Source organism: Paenibacillus sp. F411 (assembly GCF_017582705.1).
GTDB classification, from domain to species: domain Bacteria; phylum Bacillota; class Bacilli; order Paenibacillales; family Paenibacillaceae; genus Paenibacillus_AQ; species Paenibacillus_AQ algicola.
Genome location: NZ_JAGFIP010000009.1, coordinates 120,230 through 139,820, shown reverse-complemented (window position 1 = coordinate 139,820; position 19,591 = coordinate 120,230). Strand labels below are relative to the sequence as shown.

Annotated in this window: 19 protein-coding genes; 9 read left to right on the top strand and 10 right to left on the bottom strand. The window is 56.3% G+C overall.

Annotation, left to right across the window (positions count from 1 at the left end; all coding sequences use genetic code 11):
- The first annotated feature begins 212 nt into the window (after positions 1-212).
- Genes garR through JJQ72_RS11410 form a run of 3 tightly spaced genes read left to right on the top strand, consistent with a single transcriptional unit; the run spans position 213 to position 3,940 of the window.
- Entirely contained in the window at positions 213-1,133 is a 921-nt protein-coding gene (garR, locus tag JJQ72_RS11420; protein WP_138227442.1) for a 2-hydroxy-3-oxopropionate reductase, read from the top strand.
- On the top strand, positions 1,130-2,563 hold the full coding sequence (locus tag JJQ72_RS11415) for a four-carbon acid sugar kinase family protein (RefSeq protein ID WP_208203750.1): 1,434 nt from the start codon (positions 1,130-1,132) through the stop codon (positions 2,561-2,563). Before garR ends, JJQ72_RS11415 begins: the two co-directional genes overlap by 4 nt.
- Positions 2,564-2,596: 33 nt before the next feature.
- A complete protein-coding gene (locus JJQ72_RS11410; protein WP_138227444.1) occupies positions 2,597-3,940 on the top strand; it encodes a GntP family permease in 1,344 nt (447 codons plus the stop codon).
- 118 nt (positions 3,941-4,058) lie between these two features.
- Here JJQ72_RS11410 and msrA read toward each other — a convergent pair whose 3' ends face one another.
- Positions 4,059-4,721: a peptide-methionine (S)-S-oxide reductase MsrA gene (gene msrA / locus JJQ72_RS11405; protein ID WP_138227445.1), complete on the bottom strand. Its 663-nt coding sequence runs from the start codon at positions 4,719-4,721 to the stop codon at positions 4,059-4,061.
- Between the two features lie 61 nt (positions 4,722-4,782).
- Here msrA and JJQ72_RS11400 point away from each other — a divergent pair, with 61 nt between their 5' ends.
- Together JJQ72_RS11400 and JJQ72_RS11395 are read left to right on the top strand one after the other, a co-directional pair.
- Entirely contained in the window at positions 4,783-5,628 is an 846-nt protein-coding gene (locus JJQ72_RS11400) for a MerR family transcriptional regulator (protein ID WP_208203749.1), read from the top strand.
- A gap of 62 nt (positions 5,629-5,690) precedes the next feature.
- On the top strand, positions 5,691-7,016 hold the full coding sequence (locus JJQ72_RS11395; RefSeq protein ID WP_208203748.1) for an MATE family efflux transporter: 1,326 nt from the start codon (positions 5,691-5,693) through the stop codon (positions 7,014-7,016).
- Positions 7,017-7,118: 102 nt separating this feature from the next.
- Here the strand turns inward: JJQ72_RS11395 and JJQ72_RS11390 are convergent, their stop codons facing one another.
- Positions 7,119-8,066 (bottom strand): SMI1/KNR4 family protein, encoded by a 948-nt coding sequence (locus JJQ72_RS11390; RefSeq protein ID WP_208203747.1) that lies wholly within the window; start codon positions 8,064-8,066, stop codon positions 7,119-7,121.
- A gap of 167 nt (positions 8,067-8,233) precedes the next feature.
- Here JJQ72_RS11390 and hprK point away from each other — a divergent pair, with 167 nt between their 5' ends.
- On the top strand, positions 8,234-9,151 hold the full coding sequence (gene hprK, locus JJQ72_RS11385; protein WP_138227447.1) for an HPr(Ser) kinase/phosphatase: 918 nt from the start codon (positions 8,234-8,236) through the stop codon (positions 9,149-9,151).
- Between the two features lie 74 nt (positions 9,152-9,225).
- Here hprK and JJQ72_RS11380 read toward each other — a convergent pair whose 3' ends face one another.
- From JJQ72_RS11380 to JJQ72_RS11355, 6 genes are all read right to left on the bottom strand, one after another.
- Positions 9,226-11,187 carry a GTP-binding protein gene (locus JJQ72_RS11380; protein WP_208203746.1) on the bottom strand — a complete coding sequence of 654 codons (1,962 nt, stop codon included), beginning with the start codon at positions 11,185-11,187 and terminating at the stop codon, positions 9,226-9,228.
- A 208-nt stretch (positions 11,188-11,395) separates the two neighbouring features.
- Positions 11,396-12,523 carry a glycine oxidase ThiO gene (gene thiO / locus JJQ72_RS11375; protein WP_208203745.1) on the bottom strand — a complete coding sequence of 376 codons (1,128 nt, stop codon included), beginning with the start codon at positions 12,521-12,523 and terminating at the stop codon, positions 11,396-11,398.
- Between the two features lie 9 nt (positions 12,524-12,532).
- Positions 12,533-13,339: a thiazole synthase gene (locus JJQ72_RS11370; RefSeq protein ID WP_208203744.1), complete on the bottom strand. Its 807-nt coding sequence runs from the start codon at positions 13,337-13,339 to the stop codon at positions 12,533-12,535.
- Positions 13,340-13,343: 4 nt separating this feature from the next.
- Entirely contained in the window at positions 13,344-13,541 is a 198-nt protein-coding gene (gene thiS / locus JJQ72_RS11365) for a sulfur carrier protein ThiS (RefSeq protein WP_208203743.1), read from the bottom strand.
- On the bottom strand, positions 13,538-14,170 hold the full coding sequence (gene thiE, locus JJQ72_RS11360; protein ID WP_138227929.1) for a thiamine phosphate synthase: 633 nt from the start codon (positions 14,168-14,170) through the stop codon (positions 13,538-13,540). Before thiE ends, thiS begins: the two co-directional genes overlap by 4 nt.
- A 30-nt stretch (positions 14,171-14,200) precedes the next feature.
- On the bottom strand, positions 14,201-15,211 hold the full coding sequence (locus tag JJQ72_RS11355) for a ThiF family adenylyltransferase (protein ID WP_208203742.1): 1,011 nt from the start codon (positions 15,209-15,211) through the stop codon (positions 14,201-14,203).
- Positions 15,212-15,584: 373 nt separating this feature from the next.
- Between JJQ72_RS11355 and JJQ72_RS11350 the strand changes: the two genes are divergently transcribed.
- Positions 15,585-16,139, top strand: coding sequence for a hypothetical protein (locus JJQ72_RS11350; protein ID WP_208203779.1), 555 nt, complete (start codon positions 15,585-15,587; stop codon positions 16,137-16,139).
- 92 nt (positions 16,140-16,231) lie between these two features.
- Here the strand turns inward: JJQ72_RS11350 and JJQ72_RS11345 are convergent, their stop codons facing one another.
- Positions 16,232-16,834, bottom strand: coding sequence for a DUF4352 domain-containing protein (locus tag JJQ72_RS11345; protein WP_208203741.1), 603 nt, complete (start codon positions 16,832-16,834; stop codon positions 16,232-16,234).
- A gap of 215 nt (positions 16,835-17,049) precedes the next feature.
- Here JJQ72_RS11345 and JJQ72_RS11340 point away from each other — a divergent pair, with 215 nt between their 5' ends.
- On the top strand, positions 17,050-17,811 hold the full coding sequence (locus JJQ72_RS11340) for a YqcI/YcgG family protein (RefSeq protein WP_208203740.1): 762 nt from the start codon (positions 17,050-17,052) through the stop codon (positions 17,809-17,811).
- Here the strand turns inward: JJQ72_RS11340 and JJQ72_RS11335 are convergent.
- Positions 17,804-18,757 carry an arginine deiminase family protein gene (locus JJQ72_RS11335; protein ID WP_208203739.1) on the bottom strand — a complete coding sequence of 318 codons (954 nt, stop codon included), beginning with the start codon at positions 18,755-18,757 and terminating at the stop codon, positions 17,804-17,806. The genes JJQ72_RS11340 and JJQ72_RS11335 overlap by 8 nt on opposite strands.
- Before the next feature lie 145 nt (positions 18,758-18,902).
- Here JJQ72_RS11335 and JJQ72_RS11330 point away from each other — a divergent pair, with 145 nt between their 5' ends.
- Positions 18,903-19,535 carry a spore coat protein gene (locus tag JJQ72_RS11330; RefSeq protein ID WP_208203738.1) on the top strand — a complete coding sequence of 211 codons (633 nt, stop codon included), beginning with the start codon at positions 18,903-18,905 and terminating at the stop codon, positions 19,533-19,535.
- Positions 19,536-19,591: the final 56 nt, after the last annotated feature.

Genomic DNA, 19,591 nt, shown 5'->3' with positions numbered 1-19,591 from the left:
TACCATTCCTCAAGAGAAAGTACCTTAGGAAACCATACAGCTTGAAAAAAAGCCTGTCATTTCCAGTATAATGCGTGGGCATAATGTTTAACAGAATAAAATATGTATACTTTATAGATATTTTTGTATACAAAATAATTATATTTGTGTACAATACCAATTGTAAGCGATAACAAATAAATCTGCCGGACGCTATGTTCGAAGCAGAATCTATGGATAGTACCAAGGAGGTTATTTCTGTGAAAATTGGATTTATTGGACTTGGCATCATGGGAAAGCCGATGTCACAGCATCTGATCCGCGCCGGCTATAAGCTGACCGTATACGATATTAATGTAAGCGCTGTAGAGGAACTGGCCGCAAGCGGTGCTATTGCCGCAGCTTCTCCGAAGGAGGTCGGCGAGCAGAGTGAGCTGATCTTTACGATGCTGCCGAACGGGGAGCATGTGAAGAGCGTAATCCTGGGTGAGCACGGGGTTATTCACGGCGCGAAGCCGGGAGCCATCGTCGTAGACATGAGCTCGATCTCTCCTGTCGTATCGAAGGAAATTGCCGATGCACTGCAGGCTGCAGGCATGGAGATGCTGGATGCGCCGGTCAGCGGCGGCGAGCCGAAGGCCGTAGACGGCACGCTGGCCATTATGGTCGGCGGTCCGGAAAGCGCTTTCCAGCAGGCGAAGCCGGTTCTGGAGCATATGGGCAAGGATATTACGCTCGTTGGCGGGCATGGCTGCGGAACCACGGCCAAGCTGGCGAATCAGATCCTGGTCAATGTCCATATTGCAGCCATGTCCGAAGCGCTCATTCTGGCAGCTAAGGCCGGCATTGATCTGCAGAAGATGTATGAAGCCATCCGCGGCGGTCTCGCTGGAAGCGCCGTGCTGGATGCCAAGGTGCCGCTCATCCTGGAACGTAATTTCGTAGCCGGCGGACGGATTGACATCAACGCGAAGGACTTGACGAACGTCATGGACACTGCGCATGCCATCGGCGTTCCATTACCGCTCACCAGTCAGGTGCTGGAAATGTTCCACTCCCTGAAGGCGGATGGAAAGGCTGCGGATGATCACGGCGGTCTGGTCCAATACTATGAGAAAATTGCCAATTTCCAAGTGTCCGGTGACAGCCAATGAGGATCCAGGCCAGTATAGCCCTGTCCCGTTACCCTTCTCTTTCTCCGGACGCGGTGAACGCATTGTGGGAGAAAGAGATCTCTTCCTTCAGGCACCAGATTATCGTGCTGGATGATGATCCGACCGGAGTCCAAACGGTGCACGGCGTGTCCGTGTACACCGATTGGAGCGAGGCATCGATCGAGCAGGGATTTCTTGAGCCTGGCAGCCTGTTCTTTATTCTGACGAACTCCCGCGCCTTCTCTGAAGAGGAGACGCGCCAGGTGCATCAGGATATCGCGGAGCGCGCGGCCGCGGTCAGCCGCAAGCTGAATCAGCCCTTCCTGCTCATCAGCCGGGGCGATTCCACGCTGAGAGGGCATTATCCGCTGGAGACCGAGGTGCTGTATGAGACGCTGCAAGGAGAAGGAAATCCTATCGACGGCGAAATCCTGCTTCCCTTCTTCTTTGAAGGCGGACGGCTAACGCTTGAAGGCGTGCATTATGTACATCAGGAGGATGAGCTGATTCCGGCGGGCGAAACCGAATTTGCGAAAGACCGCACCTTCGGCTACCGCTCAAGCTCCCTTGCGGAATATGTAGAAGAGAAGACGGACGGACGATTTTCTGCGAAGGACGTCACCTTGATTCCGCTCTCCATGATCCGCAGTCTGGCAATCGACGAGATCACGTCTCTACTCATGAATGTGAGTCGCTTCAACAAGGTCGTGGTCGATGCCGCTGAGGAGCAGGACGTGCGTGTATTTACTATCGCTCTAATACGCGCATTGCGCCAGGGCAAGACGTTCCTGTACCGCACAGCGGCAGCCTTCACCAAGGTGATCGGGAACATCTCTTCCCGGCCATTGCTTACCGCACCCGAGCTCGTAAATCCAGAGGCTTCCACCGGCGGCCTCATCATGATCGGGTCCCATGTGCAGAAGACGACCGACCAGCTGGAGAAGCTTAAAGAGCTATCCACTCTGCATTTTCTGGAGCTGGATGCCCATCTCGTACTGGAGCCGGAAGACTTTCAGGAAGAAATTGACCGTGTTCAGCGGGAAGCGGAAGAGAAGGTTCAGGCCGGTGTGACCACCGTCATTTATACGCGGCGCGAGCGGCTTGACCTGGGTCAGAACATGAAGGAGAAGGAGCTGCAGCTGTCGGTCGATATTTCCCGCGCGGTAACCTCCATTGTCCAGCGCTTTGCCGTCACTCCGCGTTACTTGATCGCCAAGGGAGGCATCACCTCCAGTGATATCGGCACGAATGGCCTGGGCGTTCGCCGAGCGACGGTAGCCGGGCAGGTAGCTCCCGGTATCCCGGTATGGACGACAGGGGAGGAGAGCAAATTCCCTCATCTGCCTTACATTATTTTTCCCGGCAATGTCGGGGCGGTTACAACGCTGCGGGATGTTGCAGCAATGCTGGAAGGCACGAACCAGCCGTAATATACGTTGACTCATATTTAAGGGGGCTTATCCATGGTTACTGGTAACCTGCTCATCGTTATTTTCCTGTTATCGCTGGCGGCACTGTTCTTCGCCATTCTGAAGTTAAAAATCGAGCCCTTTCTCGCGCTCGTCAGCGTCGCCCTCGTAACTGCTCTTGTCATTGGCATGCCGCTGAATGAAGTGGCATCTACCGTAACGACCGGCTTCGGCAACACGCTGACCGGCGTCGGGATTCTGATTGGCCTTGGCGTAATCTTCGGCCAGTTCCTCGGCGCATCCGGAGCGGTGGAGAAAATTGCCCAGTCCGTGCTGAAGGTGTTCGGCGTGAAGCGTTCTCCCGCCGGTCTGGCGCTGACAGGCACCGCGGTATCGATTCCTGTCTTTTTTGATGCTGCCTTTGTCATTCTGAGCGGCCTGATTCGCAGTCTGTCCTCCAAGACCGGCATTACGGTCGTTTCCTTCGTCACCGCGCTGGGTGTCGGCCTTATCGTTTCCCATAACATGATTGCCCCGACTCCCGGACCGCTGGTCGTTGCCGAGAATACCGGCGCAGAGCTTGGCCTGTTCATCCTGTACGGCATCATCGTGGCCATTCCCGCCACACTGGTGGGCGGCTACCTGTACGGGATGCTGATTGGCAAGCGCATGAAGCATTCCGGAGACATGGAAGAAATTGCGGTCGATCCCGCAGACCAGCCGAAGAAGGAAATCGGCACGGGCCTCAGCTTCTTTATGTTAGCGCTGCCCATCGTACTCATTCTGGCAAACACCGTGTCCAAGCTGCTGCTGCCGGATACGTCCATTTCCAGCTTCTTCGGCTTCGTCGGCGAGAAAAATGTCGCGTTGCTGATCAGTGTATTCGCTGCCCTGTTCCTGCTCCGCCCTTATATCTCGATTCCTTACAGCCGCCTCTATTCTGAGGCCATCAACTCGGCCGGGATCATTATCCTGATTACAGGAGCCGGCGGAGCGTTCGGAGCCGTCATTAACAAGAGCGGCATCGGCGACTACCTGATTCAGACGATGCAGAGCTGGAGCATTCCAGTCCTGCTACTGGCCTTTATCTTCTCGCAAATTCTGCGTGCTTCGCTGGGATCGGCGACGGTGGCTCTTGTGACCACCTCCAGCATCCTCGGACCTATGGCTGTCGATCTGGGCGTATCCCCGATTCTGCTCGGTCTCGCCATCTGTGCAGGCGGCATCGGCTTGTCCCTGCCGAACGATTCCGGCTTCTGGGTAGTCAGCCGCTTCGGCAAGCTGACCGTGCCGCAGACGCTTCAAGCCTGGACACTCGGCGGCTTCATTGCCGGCCTGACCGCTCTGGCTACCGTCTTTGTCCTTAGCCTGTTCTCCGGCATTTTGCCTGGACTGTAAACCGATCAAGCCCCGCGGGGCCGTCCCTGGATCTGATGATCTTAGGGCGGTCCCGCGGGGCTTTGCATTGCTTGCTTCTATGCGTGGAAGCCCATGAGGCTTCCTTGCTCCAGGCTACCTACCACCGGATCGAGGTAATCAGCCGCTGTATCCGCTCCTTCTCCTCACCGCTCACATCCCACTGCTGCAGCTCCAGCAGGATGCGCTCCCGGTTCGTAAAGCCCTTCGCCAGGCCATTTAACCGTGCTGCAAGCGTAGAGCGCTGCAGGTCCTCCAGAGAAGCAAAGTGCTGCTCCAGCTTACCCATCGCATCCGGAAATCGCTTCAAATAGTACTTCTGATGCCGATCCTCGGCAGGATAAAAGGCCTCAAAGGGCAGAAGCTCCGTTGCAGGCGCTCTGCCGCTTGCGCTTGCCAGCTCCTGCAAAACATCCAGCGCCGCCTTCCGCTGATTCTCTCCACTGTACAGAAGCAGAGAGCGGTACTGCCGGCCCTTATAGTCATTAATGACCTCTGGAGTATGATGCCTCCAGAAGATACGCAGCAGCTCCTCATAAGAAATCAGGCCGGGATCAAAATAAAGCTCCACACTTTCACTGTGATCTCCCATCTGCCGATAGGTTGGCCCCTTCAGCTTGCCGCCGGCATAGCCCGTCCGGGTGGATATGACGCCTGGCAGCGCACCGAACAATGCCTCCGGGGACCAGAAGCAGCCCATGGCCAAGCGGGCGACTTGCATTTTATCCTTCCGTCCATCATGATCAACCTGTGACAGCGCCATGCTGCATCCCTCCACTTCACCTTAAAGTATTGAACCTGTACACCCAAGGAGCATTGTGACTATGAAAAATCGATTTCGCATCGGAGAGGTCGCCCGGCTGTTTCAGCTGTCCGCTTCGACGCTTCGCTACTATGATGAGGTAGGCATCTTTCAGCCCAAATATACCGATCCCGTCAGCCAGTACCGCTACTATACGGTAGAGCAGTTTCCAGTGCTGGACACGATTATTTTTCTGAAGAAAAACGGCTTCTCGATCCAGCATATCCAGCAGCAGCTGGCCCGGCGCACTCCCGAGAATACGAAAGAGCTGCTGGAACGAAGGCTTCAAGAGGTGGAGCAGGAGATCGCCTCCCTGCAGGCCGCCGCCTCAACCATTCGCAGAAAGGTTGCCACACTGGAGGAGGGGCTGGCACTCCGGGCTCGGCCGAATCTGACCTATCGCTGGTTTCCGGCCCGAGCCATCTCCTACTTCTATAACGACACGCCGATTGATCTGACGCAGCAATTTAATGATTTGTATGTTCGCGATCTGGAGGAGCTATCGTCCGCCGGAATTCGCTACGAGGGCTTTTTTACAGGAGATTTCGGTGCCATGGTCGATCTGGGCAGCCTGAAGCAAGAGGGGGCCGTCCAGTACCGTGCATTGTTCGAGCTGCTTCATGACCGTGCTGCACGCAAGCACACGGAGCCTTCCTATCTAGAGGAAGGGATATATGCCTGTTATCCGCGCAGTGGACCTTATGAAACCCCCAAGGCTGCTTATACCACCCTGCTGAGCACTCTGGAGAAGGACGGATATGTTCCCCGCGGGGCTCCTGTAGAAATCACGCTGCTCGATGAATCGGTCATTCAGAACCATAACGAATATTTAACCTGGATTCAAATCCCTGTCATAAAAAAAGATTGACCTTCAAGTTACTTGAAGGTTTATCATTTCTCTTGTAGCTCATGACAGGAGGAAGCATTCAGATGGAAACTCACCAAAGCTTACAGCAGGACTCCGTTAAGAAGGTGTTCTTTCGTTATTTTTTCCCCTCGCTGCTCGGGATGATGCTCATGTCGGTGAACATCCTGATTGATGGGGTGTTCGTCGGCAACGGCGTCGGCGCGGAGGGGCTGGCCGGCGTGAATCTGGCGATGCCGGTGTTCTCGCTTATTTTTGCTATCGCCCTGTGGATCGGGATTGGCGGAGGCACGCTTTATTCCATTCATATCGGAGGACGCCAGGCGGAGAAGGCGCGAAGCGTCTTCACCCTGGCCGTCACCAGCTCCTTGGCGCTGTCTATCGCGCTCGGCCTCATCGGAGCGTTCAATATTGAAGACATCGCCCTGCTGCTTGGCAGCAATGAGGATACGCTCCCGCATACCTCCGATTATCTCAAGATCCTGTTTCAGCTGGGCTGGCTGATGGCGCTGCAGCAGGTGCTGAGTATCTTCGTCCGCAATGACGGCAGCCCAGGCTTGTCCATGGTGGCACTGGGCTTGACGGCTGTAGTCAATATTGGCCTGAATTATATCATGATTTTTACGCTGGGCCTTGGAGTGAGGGGTGCGGCGCTGGCCACTGTAACCGCCAGCTTCTTCGGCATCCTCGTGTTGCTGATGCATTTTTTCAAAAAGAAGACCCTTCTGGGCAGACTGTCCTTTCAGTGGTCCTGGAGGTCTCTAGGCAGCATGCTTGCCTTCGGCTTCCCCAGCTTTTTTACAGAAACAGGAGTGCTTGTGCTCGTGGCCGGATACAATCTCGCTGTAGTGAACCTGCTCGGAACGAACGGCGTAGCTGCATTCTCAGTCATTAACTATCTGCACAGCTTTATGTTTCTGACTTTCTTCGGTATTGAAGCCGCTCTCCAGCCTATGATCAGCTACTATCATGGAGCGAAGCAGCAGGGGCGGATTCGCGAGAGCGTGAGAATCGGGGAAACAACCTCCCTGATTATCGGCATCCTGCTGCTGACCACGGGTCTGACCGCCTCCTCGCTGCTCGTTTCCTTGTTCGGGCTGGAATCGCCGGACGTGCAGGCGCTGGCGGTACAAGGCATTTCCTTGTTCTTCATCGGCTATCTGTTTCTCGGATTCAACTTCGTCTATCTTACGTACTACCAGTCCATCGGAGAGATCAAGTCCGCCAGCCTGTTAATTGTGCTGAGAAGCTTCGTGTTTCTGCTGCCCTTGCTCTGGTTGCTGCCACGGGTGCTGGGCATTAACGGCGTATGGCTGTCATTTCCCGTTGCCGAGGGACTGGCTGCGCTGCTCCTTCTCTGGTTTCGAAGAACACAGATACTTTCCCCTTAATTGCGGACAGGCTGTCCCCCGGGACCTAAAACCCTTGGGAGACAGCCTGTTATTGTTCACGCACGGTGTATACAAGAATAAGGAGCTTCTATCCCCCTCGGCTTAGCCCCGGGCCCACCTGTTGATGAAATCCGCAAAGCTCTCGGCCAGCTTCGTCACCGCATAGCCATGACCCCGATCCACATGGATCACTGCCGGCTCGCCGTCATTGCCGGTCTCGCGGTAATCCAGCATGATGCAATCATAGCCTGAAGGACCTTGGCCGATCACGACTCCGACTTCAGGGTAGCCGCCCTGCTCAATGATATGGCGGCTGCCAAAGGAGCCGCACAGAGAGTGCTTCTTCTCCCGTCCGATGCCAAGGATGCCGGTGATCTCGATGGCCTGTCCCGGCGCAGCCTCCACGGGGTAGAACCGGTTTCGGGGCGCTCCGCCATTGTGGAGCTTCATCATGGACACGTAGGACTCTGGCAGCTTGAAGACCAGCTCCTCCTCCACGGAAGCGATCAGCTCCTCTGAGGGAGTGTCTAATCGGTACAGCTCTGCCGCCGGAGCGTCATCGTTCCAGAAGCTGAGCGGGTCCTTCTCCAGGTCCAGCGCAGCCGCCGGCTGATAGGTGCGGAAGGATGGAGCTCCGGCTGTCACAGCCTGCTCGGCGGGCTCTGCCTCCTCTTCATCGAGGTCCGGCTCCGCAGACGCTTCCCGCTCCTGCTCAATCCACTCCAGAAACTCCAGCGTATCCTCATCGCCCGGCTCAAGGCGGTCCGCTTCCCGAAAGGCCTGCTCGGCTTCATCATAGCGCTCCGCATAGTAGTAGGCCAGTCCGATCCGGTAATGCCACAAGGGATCCTCCTGCCCTTCCTCCTCGATCCGCAGAAACTGGGTAATGGCATCCTCATAGCGCTCCAGGTTGCTGTACGCTCTGCCGAGCTGGCTGATCAGCTCATAATCCTGTTCTTCAGCCGGAATCTCTTCAATAGCCTCTGCAATGCGCTGGAACTCGTCCTCCTCATGCCAGTCCTCAAGCTGTGTCAATAGCTCTTCTCTCATCCCTTTGCCTCCTACATGTTAGTGCTGTTGCTGTGATTATACCATGTTCTGCCGTCCAGACCAGCACGGACCGCTCCTGCAAAGAACGTGAACCCGGCAGGAATCTGCGTCCTGGCTGTGGAATATAGGGAAGTGAGAAGAAAGACAAGCTGCAGGAGGGAGTCACCATGAAATCCATCACGGTTCAGAGCCTGGCCAACGCCTTTCAACTGGAGGTCTTGGCTGGAAGCGGTCATACCGACCGAAGCATTGCCCGCTCCAAAGTGCACCGGCCGGGGCTGGAGTTTGTCGGTTACTTTGATTTTTTTCCAATGGAACGGGTACAGGTGCTTGGACGCAAGGAGATTACCTATCTGCTCACGCTCACGGTGGAAGAGCGCGTGCTGCATATCCGGAATATTGTTCATTATCATCCACCCTGCTTTATCGTCACGGCTGATCAGCAGGACATTCCGTATCTTACACTGTTTTGTGAGGAGGAAGGCATTCCGCTGCTGCGGACGAAAGAGTCCACGACCGAATTTATCGCGAAGCTCGACCGTTATCTGACGAAGGAGCTCGCACCGGAAATTTCCATCCACGGGGTCTGCCTCAATGTGGCCGGCATCGGTATTCTGCTCCGCGGCAAATCAGGCATTGGCAAAAGCGAAACCGCCCACACCTTGATCCGCCGGGGTCACCGGCTGGTCGCCGACGATATTGTTGTGCTGAAGAAGCTGGGACCGGCTACCCTGCTGGGTACTCATAACGAGACGTCCCGCGAATTTCTCGCGCTGCGCAGCATTGGTCTCATTAATGTGGTGCGGCAATACGGACGCACGGCCTTTCAGGATGAATCCCGCATCGTGCTGGATATCGAGCTGACGTCCTGGCAGGACCGGGCGCTGAACAATGAGCTGGAGGTCGAGCAGAAGTACAGCGATTATCTTGGCGTCAAGGTTCCCTACATCGAGATTCAGCTGCAGCCCGGCCGCGACGTCGGCGGCCTGATTGAAGCTGCTGCGAACAGCTGGTATTTGAAGCAGCTGGGCTACAGTGCGGCAGAAGAGTTCATGAACCGGATTGATAACGGCATGCAGCCGTAGAACAAGTACAGCCTCGAACGCAGGATTGCTGCCTCGAGGCTGTTTTTTGATGTTTTTCATCTTGGCTTTTGTGGCTACAGCAGGTGCATTTTAGCCTCCGCTTCATCCCAAGGAACTGCATATCCACTGCCTTTCGCACAAAAAATCGAGGTGGAAGTATACAACGGATCAGCCTCTTTAATATAGCCCTTGCGCTCAATGACCTCCTGCTCGTTATGACAGTCGCCATAGCCGCCGAACCGAAGCTGCAGCACCCCTTTGCCGTGCGTGAACGAAGCCAGCTCCGTGCTGTAATTCATAAACGTAGACACCGGCACCCTGCCCCGGATGACGACATGGGAAGCCGACATTTCCGGCGCTTCAAAAGTGCCGGAGCACCGCTGAACATCCGACAGCACTCGTCCCATGGCTTCGAGCTCCACCTTGATTTTGAAATCGTAATACGGCTCCAGTAGCACATTATGCGCTTTTTCCAGCCCCTGCCGCAGCGCGCGGAACGTCGCTTCCCGGAAATCGCCGCCATGGGTATGCTCCAGATGACCGGCTCCTTGCAGCAGAGTAATATGCACATCCGTCAGCGGCATGCCAGTGAGCAGGCCATGATGCTCCCGCTCATACAGATGCGTCCGGATCAGATTCTGGTGCCCGCTGCTGAGCTGCTGGACATGGCAGACGCTCTCGAATGTGATGCCGCTGCCCCGCGCTCCCGGCTCCAGCCGCAGATGCACCTCCGCATAATGCCGAAGCGGCTCAAAATGACCGTAGCCGATGACCGGCTCCATAATACTTTCCTTGTACAGTATTTCCGGTGGACCGAAGCTCACTCGTAAGCCAAAACGTTCCTCCACCAGCTGCTGCAGCACCTCCAGCTGAATGACTCCCATCACATGAACATGGATTTCCTTCAGGCTCTCCTCCCAGATGACGGCCAGCGAAGGGTCCTCGGCATCCAGCATGTAAAAGGCCTGCAGCACCTCCTTCACGTTCAGCGATGCCTCAAATATCACCTTGGAGGTCAGTGTCGGCACCATATCATAATGCAGCTTGTTCTTCACAATGCCTACACCATCCCCGGCCGCTGGGCAGGAAAGCCCGGCGGCCGCGAACAGCTCGCCAGCCCGGACCTGCTCGACCATCTGGAGCTTGCTGCCGTTAACTCTTGCCAGACGTGTCACTTTCTCGTACGGATCACTCGCCTCCACACAGCAACGCAGCTCATCGCGCACCGCTAGGATCCCACTCGTTGCCTTGATATACGTCCAGCGGATGCCGCTGTCATCATGGCGGATCTTGTAGACGCGTCCTCCGAAGTCGGCCGCCTCGTCATAATGTGCTGTGGCGAGCAGATGAAGCTGCTCTAAAAACTCTTGTATCCCTTGATCCTGCAGCGCAGAGCCTTGGACACACGGAAAAAGCCGGTGCCCCTTCACCAGGCCTTGAAGTGCCTGCAGCCAGAAGGCCCCGTCCCGCTCTCCGGCCAAATACGCCTCCAGCAGCTCCTCATCCCGCTCGGCCAGCTGTTCAAGCAGAGTCTCCGACTCGCTGAGGCTGTTGTCATCTAGCGGCCCTTCCAGCAGCAGGGCATCCCCGGTCAGATGCTGCCGGATTTCGTCCATCACCCGGGCGACATCTGCGCCTTCCCGATCGATTTTGTTGATGAAGAAGAACACTGGAATAGCGTGCTGATGCAGCAGCTGCCATACCGTTTCGGTATGGCCCTGCACCCCTTCAACGGCACTGACCACCAGAATGGCAGCGTCCATAATGCTCACGGCCCGTTCCATCTCCGGGGAGAAATCGACGTGTCCCGGGGTGTCTACCAGATCATAGACCGTCCCTTGATAGGTCATCATCGCCTGATCGGCAAACACCGTAATGCCCCGTGCCCGTTCAATAGCATGGCTGTCGAGGTACGCATCCTGATGGTCGACACGCCCCCGCTCCTTAATACTCGCTGTATGGTACAGCATCTGCTCGGCCAGTGTGGTCTTGCCTGCATCCACATGTGCGAACATGCCTATGGTTAATCGATTCATTGCTACCTCAACCTACCCTCAGATATCGTTGTGCTCCTGACAATCATAGCATAGCTCCCGGATGCCTTATCTGATTCGTCGGTAAAATATAGCGAGACCCTTGACATATCGAACCCGAGGTACCGATACAGCCAAAAAAAGGCGGAGATTGTGCTCCGCAACGCAAGAGCCTCATTTCTCCACCTCATAAAGAACGTTCACCGCTTCACTAAGCCCGGGTGGCTGCTCCAAACCGGTCTGGCCGGAACGCCTCGTGCCAAGCCTGCATTTCCTTGCCCTCCGCGTAATCGGCCGCCAGTGCCGCGGTGACGGGGCTCAGCAGAATGCCGTTGCGGTAATGTCCTGCCGCAAACAGCACGCGCTCCGCCTGGGGCAGGCGGCCCAGCAGCGGGCGGCCATCCAGCGTGGACGGGCGCAGGCCCGCCCAGCGGTGGAACGGCTCGGCCTGCTCCAGAGCAGGCAGCACCTTCTTGTTCCACTTCAGCAGGCGCTGGATGCCCTTGTCCGTCACGCTGGTATCGAACCCCGCAATATCCTCGGAAGCTCCGCACACCAGAGTCCCATTGCTCTTCTGCACCAGATAGCCCTGATTGCAGAACACCATGTGGCGCAAGGGCGTGCGCTCCTCTCCCCAGGCATACGCACAGATCTGTCCCCGGATCGGCTGAACTGGAATCCGAATGCCCAGCTCATCTGCCAGCTCGCCTGCCCAGGCTCCCGTGCAGACCAGCAGCTGGTCTCCCTGAAAGACTTCTCCACCTTGGGCCACTGCCTTGATGCCCTGTTCCCATTCCTTCAGCTGCACCGCTTCCAGTCCCTCCCGAATGAGAACCCCGGCCTTGAGGCAAGCATCCTTCAGCGCAGCCACAAAATCCGGTGCATAGATATGGCTCTCCTCCGGTGTCCACAGCGCGGCTGCCACTTGAGGCGACAAGCCGGGCTCCGCTTCCCGCAGCTCTGCTCCCTGCAAAATAACGGCGCTTGAGCCATACTCCCGCTGCCAATTCATGCGGCTTCTGAGGCCTAGCAGATCCGCTTCATGATAGACCGCATACAGGCTGCCGCAGGCGGTATATTCAAAATCGCGGCCCGACAGCTCACGCACGAGCTGCTGCCAGGCCGGATACCGGTTCAGGCTTTCCCGGCAGAGCATGAAGAACTCATCCGGATACTCCGGATTCTCGGAATACGGGGCCAGCATGCCAGCCGCCGCGCCGGAGGCCTGGCCGCCGCAGATTCCGGTCTCCAGCAGCTGGACCCGGGCTCCGCGAAGCCGTAGCTCCAGCGCACAGGATAAGCCGACAATGCCGCCGCCCATAATGATCCAATCGTTCATGGGGTCCTCCTAGCTCCCGAAGTCGCCGGCGGAAGCAGGCTTCAGCATCATGGACTCCAGGCCGCTGCTTGCAGATGCATAGCGCTTCTTCGGCACCCGGCCGGATAGGTAGGCCAGCCGCCCGGACTCAATCGCAAGCTTCATCGCCAGCGCCATGCCGACCGGATCCTTAGCCTTCGCTACCGGCGTATTCATCAATACCGCAGAGGCGCCCAGCTCCATCGACAGCGCTGCATCGCTCGCGGTGCCAAGGCCTGCGTCCACAATGACCGGAACCGATGCTTCCTCGATAATCAGGCCCAGGTTGTACGGATTCAGGATGCCCAGGCCCGTGCCGATCGGCGCTCCGCCCGGCATAATCGCGGCCGCCCCCGCCTCCTCCAGCCTGCGGCAGATGACGGGGTCATCTGAAATATAAGGAAGCACCGTAAAGCCCTCCTTGACCAGCTGCTCTGTCGCCCGGAGCGTCTCGATAGGGTCTGGCAGCAGGGTTTTGTCGCTCGCGCTGATCTCGACCTTAACCCAGTCACTGAGACCGGACGCCCGCGCCAGCCTTGCAATCCGGACTGCCTCATCGGCGGTACGGGCTCCCGATGTATTGGGCAGAAACGTGAATGAATCCGGCTCCACATGCTGCAGGATCGAGTCATCCTCCACCGACTCCAGATTGACTCTGCGAATCGCAAACGTCAGCACCTCGGCTCCCGAAGCCGCAATCGCTTCCTGCTGCACGAACGGACTCGGAAACAGCCCTGTTCCGAGAAAGAAGCGCGAGGTCATCTCGCAGTCTCCAATACGCCATGTATCCTTGAGCATATCTCTAGCCCCCTCCCACAAAATGAACCAGCTCAATCACCATGCCCGGCGAAACCGGAAAAGCTTCCCACTCCTCGGTCACCAGCACATGGCCGTCCACCTCGGCTACCACCGGCTTGCCGCTCAGGCCAAGCCGGTCGATCACCTCCGCCATCGTCCGGGCATCCACCTCACGCTCGCCGCCGTTAATTATCAGCTTCATACTCCTTGGCCTCCTTGATCCAGCTTGGCCAAGAATGCCCGGCACGTGCCCGCCACATTCTCACTGCCGACAATTTCACTGACGGCACAGATGCGCGTTGCGCCCGCACGGATCACCTCGTCCACATTGCTCAGCTTAATGCCCCCAATCGCCACAAACGGGACCCGGCTCTTCTCCGCCACCTCGCGAATATACGATAGTCCGACCGGAGCCACCACGTCCGCCTTAGTCTGTGTGGCGTACACCGGCCCCGCGCCGATGTAATCTGCTCCCTGCTGTCCCGCCAGCAGCGCTTCCTCCACCGCATGGGTGGAAATGCCGATAATCTTGTTCCCTACCCGCTGACGCGCCTGCAGGATCGGCATATCTCCCTGTCCCAGATGAATACCATCGGCATCGGTTTCAAGAGCCAGCTCCACATGATCATTCACGATAAACGGAATGCCGTATTTGCGCGTCAGTGCCCGCAGCGCCTTCGCTTTTTGCAGCAACTCATCCTTATGACTTGTCTTGTCCCGAAGCTGAATAATATCGGCTCCTCCCTGAATCGCTTCCTCCATGACCTCAAGAAGGCTCCGTCCAGGGTGAAAATTCTCGCCTGTAATAGCGTACAGCCTGAAATCTGGCATCATTTGCTTCCTCTCCCCTGTCACGATTGTTTAATGGCCCACATAACGGGCATACAGACTCTTCGCCCGAACCAAATCATCGGTTCCCTGAATGAGCACCCGCCCATCGGCGAACAGCACCAGCCGCTCCCCATCGGCTAACGACGCCCGCAGCAAGTACTCATTCACCTTCAGCTCACGCACGGCAGGTCTTAGCCGCTCCTCCCACACCGACAGGGAGAACGGCTCGTGGCCCGAGATTTGTACCGACTCCCGGCCGCACAGGCTGAGCTCTGTATTGGCCTCCTGCGTAAGCGCAGGATATTCATGAAGTCCGCAGCATGGACATTGCTCCCTGGCCTTGCCCAGCTTCATGGCATGGTACTGGTTATGCCACACGTCCATCGTAATGAGGCTCTCTCGCCGCGCCCCGGTGTCCCCGACGAGATATTTCAGCGCCTCCACCGCCTGGTAGGAAGCCACAATATCAACGATGGGCGAGATGACCCCGATCGTATCGCAGGTCTGGCCGCCAGAGTCTGCGGACTGGATGAAGCAGCGCAGGCATGGCGTAACGCCCGGCACCAGAATGGCGCTCATGCCCCGCGAGCTGACCGCTCCCCCATATACAAAAGGAACGCCGTGCTTGAAGCAGGCATCGTTCAGCAGAAAGCGGGTGTGGAAGTTGTCCGTGCCGTCCAGCACCAGCTCCATTCCCTCCAGCAGCCCTTCCACATTATCAGGCGTTACGTCCGTGAATACGGCCTCAATCTGGATCTCGGAGTTGATGCGCGCCAGCTTGTTTCGGGCCGCAATCACCTTGGGCAGCGCCTGCGCCGCATCCTCTTCATCAAATAGCATCTGCCGCTGCAGATTGCTGGGCTCTACATAATCCCGGTCCACCATACGTACATGGCCTACCCCCGAGCGGACCATATGGTTCGCCAGTACCGTGCCCAGTGCCCCCATGCCGACAATCAACACCCTGCTGGCTTGCAGCTTCTCCTGACCTGCAGCACCCACCTGCGGGAACAGCATCTGCCTGGAATAACGCTCATTCATACTCATGTTCCTTTCTGTGCTGGATATTGATGCAGCAGATCTACACGCTGAAATATGCAAAAAAAGCCATTCGAGAATACACGAATGGCTTGAACAATTCGAATGGACTTCTCTACGCCAGCATTACCTGGATCAGATGAACGGTCCGGAGCACAAGGCTCCCATCTCAGCCGGACTTCATCCAGCACCCGCGCTATTCAGCTCTAAATGTAGCATAACGAAACCGTGAGATTTTGGCAACCTTATCCTCAGGATTGTGCTGCCGCCGCGGCCCAACCTTTGGCTCGCTACGTACAAGCGTCCATACAAGTGTGCGCTGATTCGAATAAAATGCTCATGTAACCGGTGTACTGGCGAGAAAGGAGGAAGTGTAGTGACGTACACAGCAGCAAAGCAGTGGATCGGGCAGCCGGTCTGTCTGCTATTGGACGATGGAAGCTACTGCATCGGAACCCTGGAGACACTAACCAAGAAGCATGTCACGTTATCTCAGGCCACGGGAAGCCCGCCGAGACACCCTAATCCCCGCAAACGCAAATCGAAGAAACGCGCAAAGAAACGGGCATCCACCTCCGGCCTGTTCGGTCCGATGCCGGGCTTCGCAGGAGGAGGGCCGATGTTTGGCGGCTATCCCGGCCTCACCCCGTTCGGATACGGCGGGCGCCCGCCAATGGGAAGCCCCGGCCCTGGCGGGCCGTCGTTCGGGGGCTACCCTGGAGGGCCAGTGTTCGGGCCTCCGGGGCGCCCGCCGCAGGGCAATCCCGGTGGAACGCCGGAGAGCAGCGCAACGGCAAATCCATCTGGAGCAGGCGCGGCGGGCGGCATGGGCGGCCTGTTCAATACGGTCAACCGTTATATGCCGATGATCAAGATCGGAATGAACGTCGTCAAGAGCATCTGGCCTTTGGTCGGTATGCTCAGCATCTAGTCACCCACGACAGCGCCTTGAGAAGCATGAAAAAACCTCCCCTGCACCGGGTTTCACGCTCTGACCCGTCATCCGCAAGGGAGGTTCTTGTTCTATGGCAGCTGGACTTTGAACTTGCTGTTCTCGGCAAAGGTTCTGGCTTCGTATCGAAGCTCGGACGGCTGGTCGCCCTTTTGGATATGGAACGCGATCCATCCCGATTTCTTTCCGTTCGGTGCCAGATCGCCATGACCCAGCTCATCATGTTGATCTTTTGTATCGATGAAGAAATAATTGTCTTCTATTTCACCAGATGAGGTGACCACGCTAAAGCTGGCCTGGCTGTAAGCATAGTCCTCATTGCCTGTATTATGAATGTCTGCATTCACGATATAAAATTCCTTGCCGTCATCCGCGGGCACCTTATCGCTTAACTGCGATTGGCGCTCACCTACCGTGAAGGTATATGTTACACCTTCAAATTTAAAAGGCTGTCCTGCCACGTATCCACCCTCTCCAGCTGGAGCTTTGGCTTCACTCTGGTCCCCGCTTCCCCCTGCGGACACAACCGGCGTGACGCCGAGGATGTCTCTGAGCGCCGCGACCTCCTGTTTCAGATCTTCCACTTCTTTCTCAAGGGAAGCCGTATCCCCGGACGAGCACCCTGCAAGCAGTACAGCAGACGCCATCATGGGCAGTATAAGCTTTTTCATCATGTTGTCCTCTCCTCTAGCTAGCGATTCAGCAAGCATTGTTCAAATTAACATTGGTAGTCTACTACAGAATTCGGCACTCCAACAGTAAATTTTTCCTATCTCGGTGAATTTCAAATCTTCTGTTTCGACTCCCCATTAAAAAACCTATGTATAGACAGTCACCCATTCCGCTCCTTCTTAATATCGTATCGGTATAAAGAAGGAGGGAATACTAAGTGGAAATCCTCGTGGATAAAAAAGAGCTGGAGGCGCAGCTGGACACCCTGCCTCCCTGGAAGCGGGAAGCCTTCACATCCTTCGCCTCCATCATTGCGGACAGTGACAATACGTATCCCTGCATTCCGGGAAGACAGGGCTTTCTGATGAACCATCTGCGGTACGCATTTATCGGCGATCCCCGGAATCCCGGCTCGGCCGAACAGCTGGCTCAGGCGCTCGGAGCCTACGGCGAAATATCCCGCAGCACCGGTAACTACGCTTCATTAGCGGTATTTGTGGAGACGCCAGAAGAGCTGCTGCAGGATAGCACTGTCGAGGATTATCGGTCGCTGTTCTGGAAGCTTTTGAATGAGGTCACCTCACTGGATCCCCGGGAGTGGCCCGAAGGCATCCCGACCGATCCGACCGATCCGGGCTGGGAGTTCTGTTTTCAGGGGGAGCCTTACTTTGCATTTTGCGCGACCCCGGCGCATGTGGAGCGGCGAAGCCGTCATTTTCCGGGCATGCTGCTGGCGTTTCAGCCCCGCTGGGTGTTTGATGAGATGAACGCCTCCACCGTGCTGGGTCGCAAGATGAAGCAGCTGATCCGCAAGCGTCTGGTGGAATACGACGGGTTCCCCGGTCATCCCGATCTGAAATGGTACGGCCAGGATGACAATCATGAATGGAAGCAATATTTTCTCAGCGATGATAACAGCAGCCCATCCAAATGCCCGTTCACCCGGATGAAGCAAACCATATCCCGTATTCTCAAGTAGCTTTTCGCACCAGGGGCAGTGTCATGCAGCGGATGCCGCCGCCGCCTTTTTCGAGCTCTGTGACGTCCACTTCAATAATGTTTTTCTTGTCCAGCTTCTCATGGCGAGTCAGCATCTGCTTGTGTGCATCCTTACTGATCAGCAGCGTCTCGGGGTTTACATTCAGGAAGTTAATATCCGGTACGGTCTTGCAGTCCTTGATCCAGTACACCTCAAAGCCGTGGCGCTTCAGGAATTGCTCCGGCATTTCGTACCGCGCGCCGCTTCGGGTCAGCACATGAAGCGGAAAGTAGCGCACATAGCTTTTGGACAGAATGAGATCCTCATGAGCCACATTGCAGTTCATATCCAGGTGCAGGGTATCAGGACGGCGCGGCAGATCTATGATACCGATCTCGGAGAAGCCGGCCTGAAACAGGGTATCCTTGATCACGTCTACACTCGTGATGTTGGATCTAAGGCCCACGTTAATCCAGACGGCATCCTGGTTCAGCACGAGGCAATCCCCAAACTCCAGGGCAGGCATATTATTATTAGCCGTGATGTGAAACTGCTTCGGGAACCATGTCTCCAGCAGCCGGTGTGCATGGATATACTCCGGCCGGCGCATAGAGATGCCCGGCTCGCCTGGAAGGATGATCTCGCCGAATACACAGGCCAGATCCCGCACAAAAAACCGATTGATCAGCTGCCGGCTCAGCTGGCTCTCCTCCTCCGTCAGCTCGGTAGAATAATCAATAATATGGACGCCTTCGGCCCGTAAGGTATCCCGCACGCTGGCAAAGCTTTCATGAGCCTTGGCTTGATCGACAGGCGCATTCCATTGTACATCCTCTGCCGTTTGTAAATCCGGAACATCCAGTACCGATGGCGAGCATAGCAGCACGGCCTCCAGTTCGCCGTGCTCGGACCTGCAGCTGGGCTGAATGGGCTTGGTGGGTAGCATGATTTGACCTGCCTTCCTTCAGTTGATCTGCTTTTATCGTGGCTCAAGAGCGTTATTTTATGTACACAATGTTCATGCATGGATATGTGAAACCGGGAGAGGATAGAGGGGAACATCACTCAACTCAAGGAGGAACACACCATCCATGCATATGCAGAATAACAGCCCCCAGTCCGCCATGACACCGAACATGCAGCCCGGCACATCGCAGTTTAACAATCACGGGGGGCATGAGATTTTTGACGCTCATGAGGTGCTGGCCGGCATGATCAATATGCTGGATCAGTATCAAATGTACCAGCAGCACATCCAGGACCCTGAGCTGAAGGGAATCAACGAGCGGCAGCACAGCTTCGTCATTCAGGCGTACAACACTATGGTAGACTCCTTCTCCACAGGGCAGGACCCAAGAGTGCCCACGCAGCAGTATACAATGACGCAGAATAACGAGATCGTGTACGGCATCAAGCCCAGCCAGCCGAAGAAGCCGAATGCCTCGGTCAATCAGCTGTCTGATCAGGGGCTGTCGGCTTATATGCTAGGCAACACGAAAGCCCTGGCTACCCTGCTCGCCATGACCGCGCTGGAGATGACTAACCCGGTATTGCGCCGCATTATGGCGGACAGTGTGCCGAACTTTATCGAGATGAGCTATGAGATCTTCCTGTATCAGAACAAGCATGGCTACTATCAGGTGCCGCAGCTGATGCAGCAGGATATGAACAGCATGCTGAACGGGTACACCAAGGCCCCGCAAACGGGACAAGGTATGCACTAGAGTCCGGGAACACCCGGACAGCTATAATAGACAGGCGCGTTACGCAGGCCTGTAAC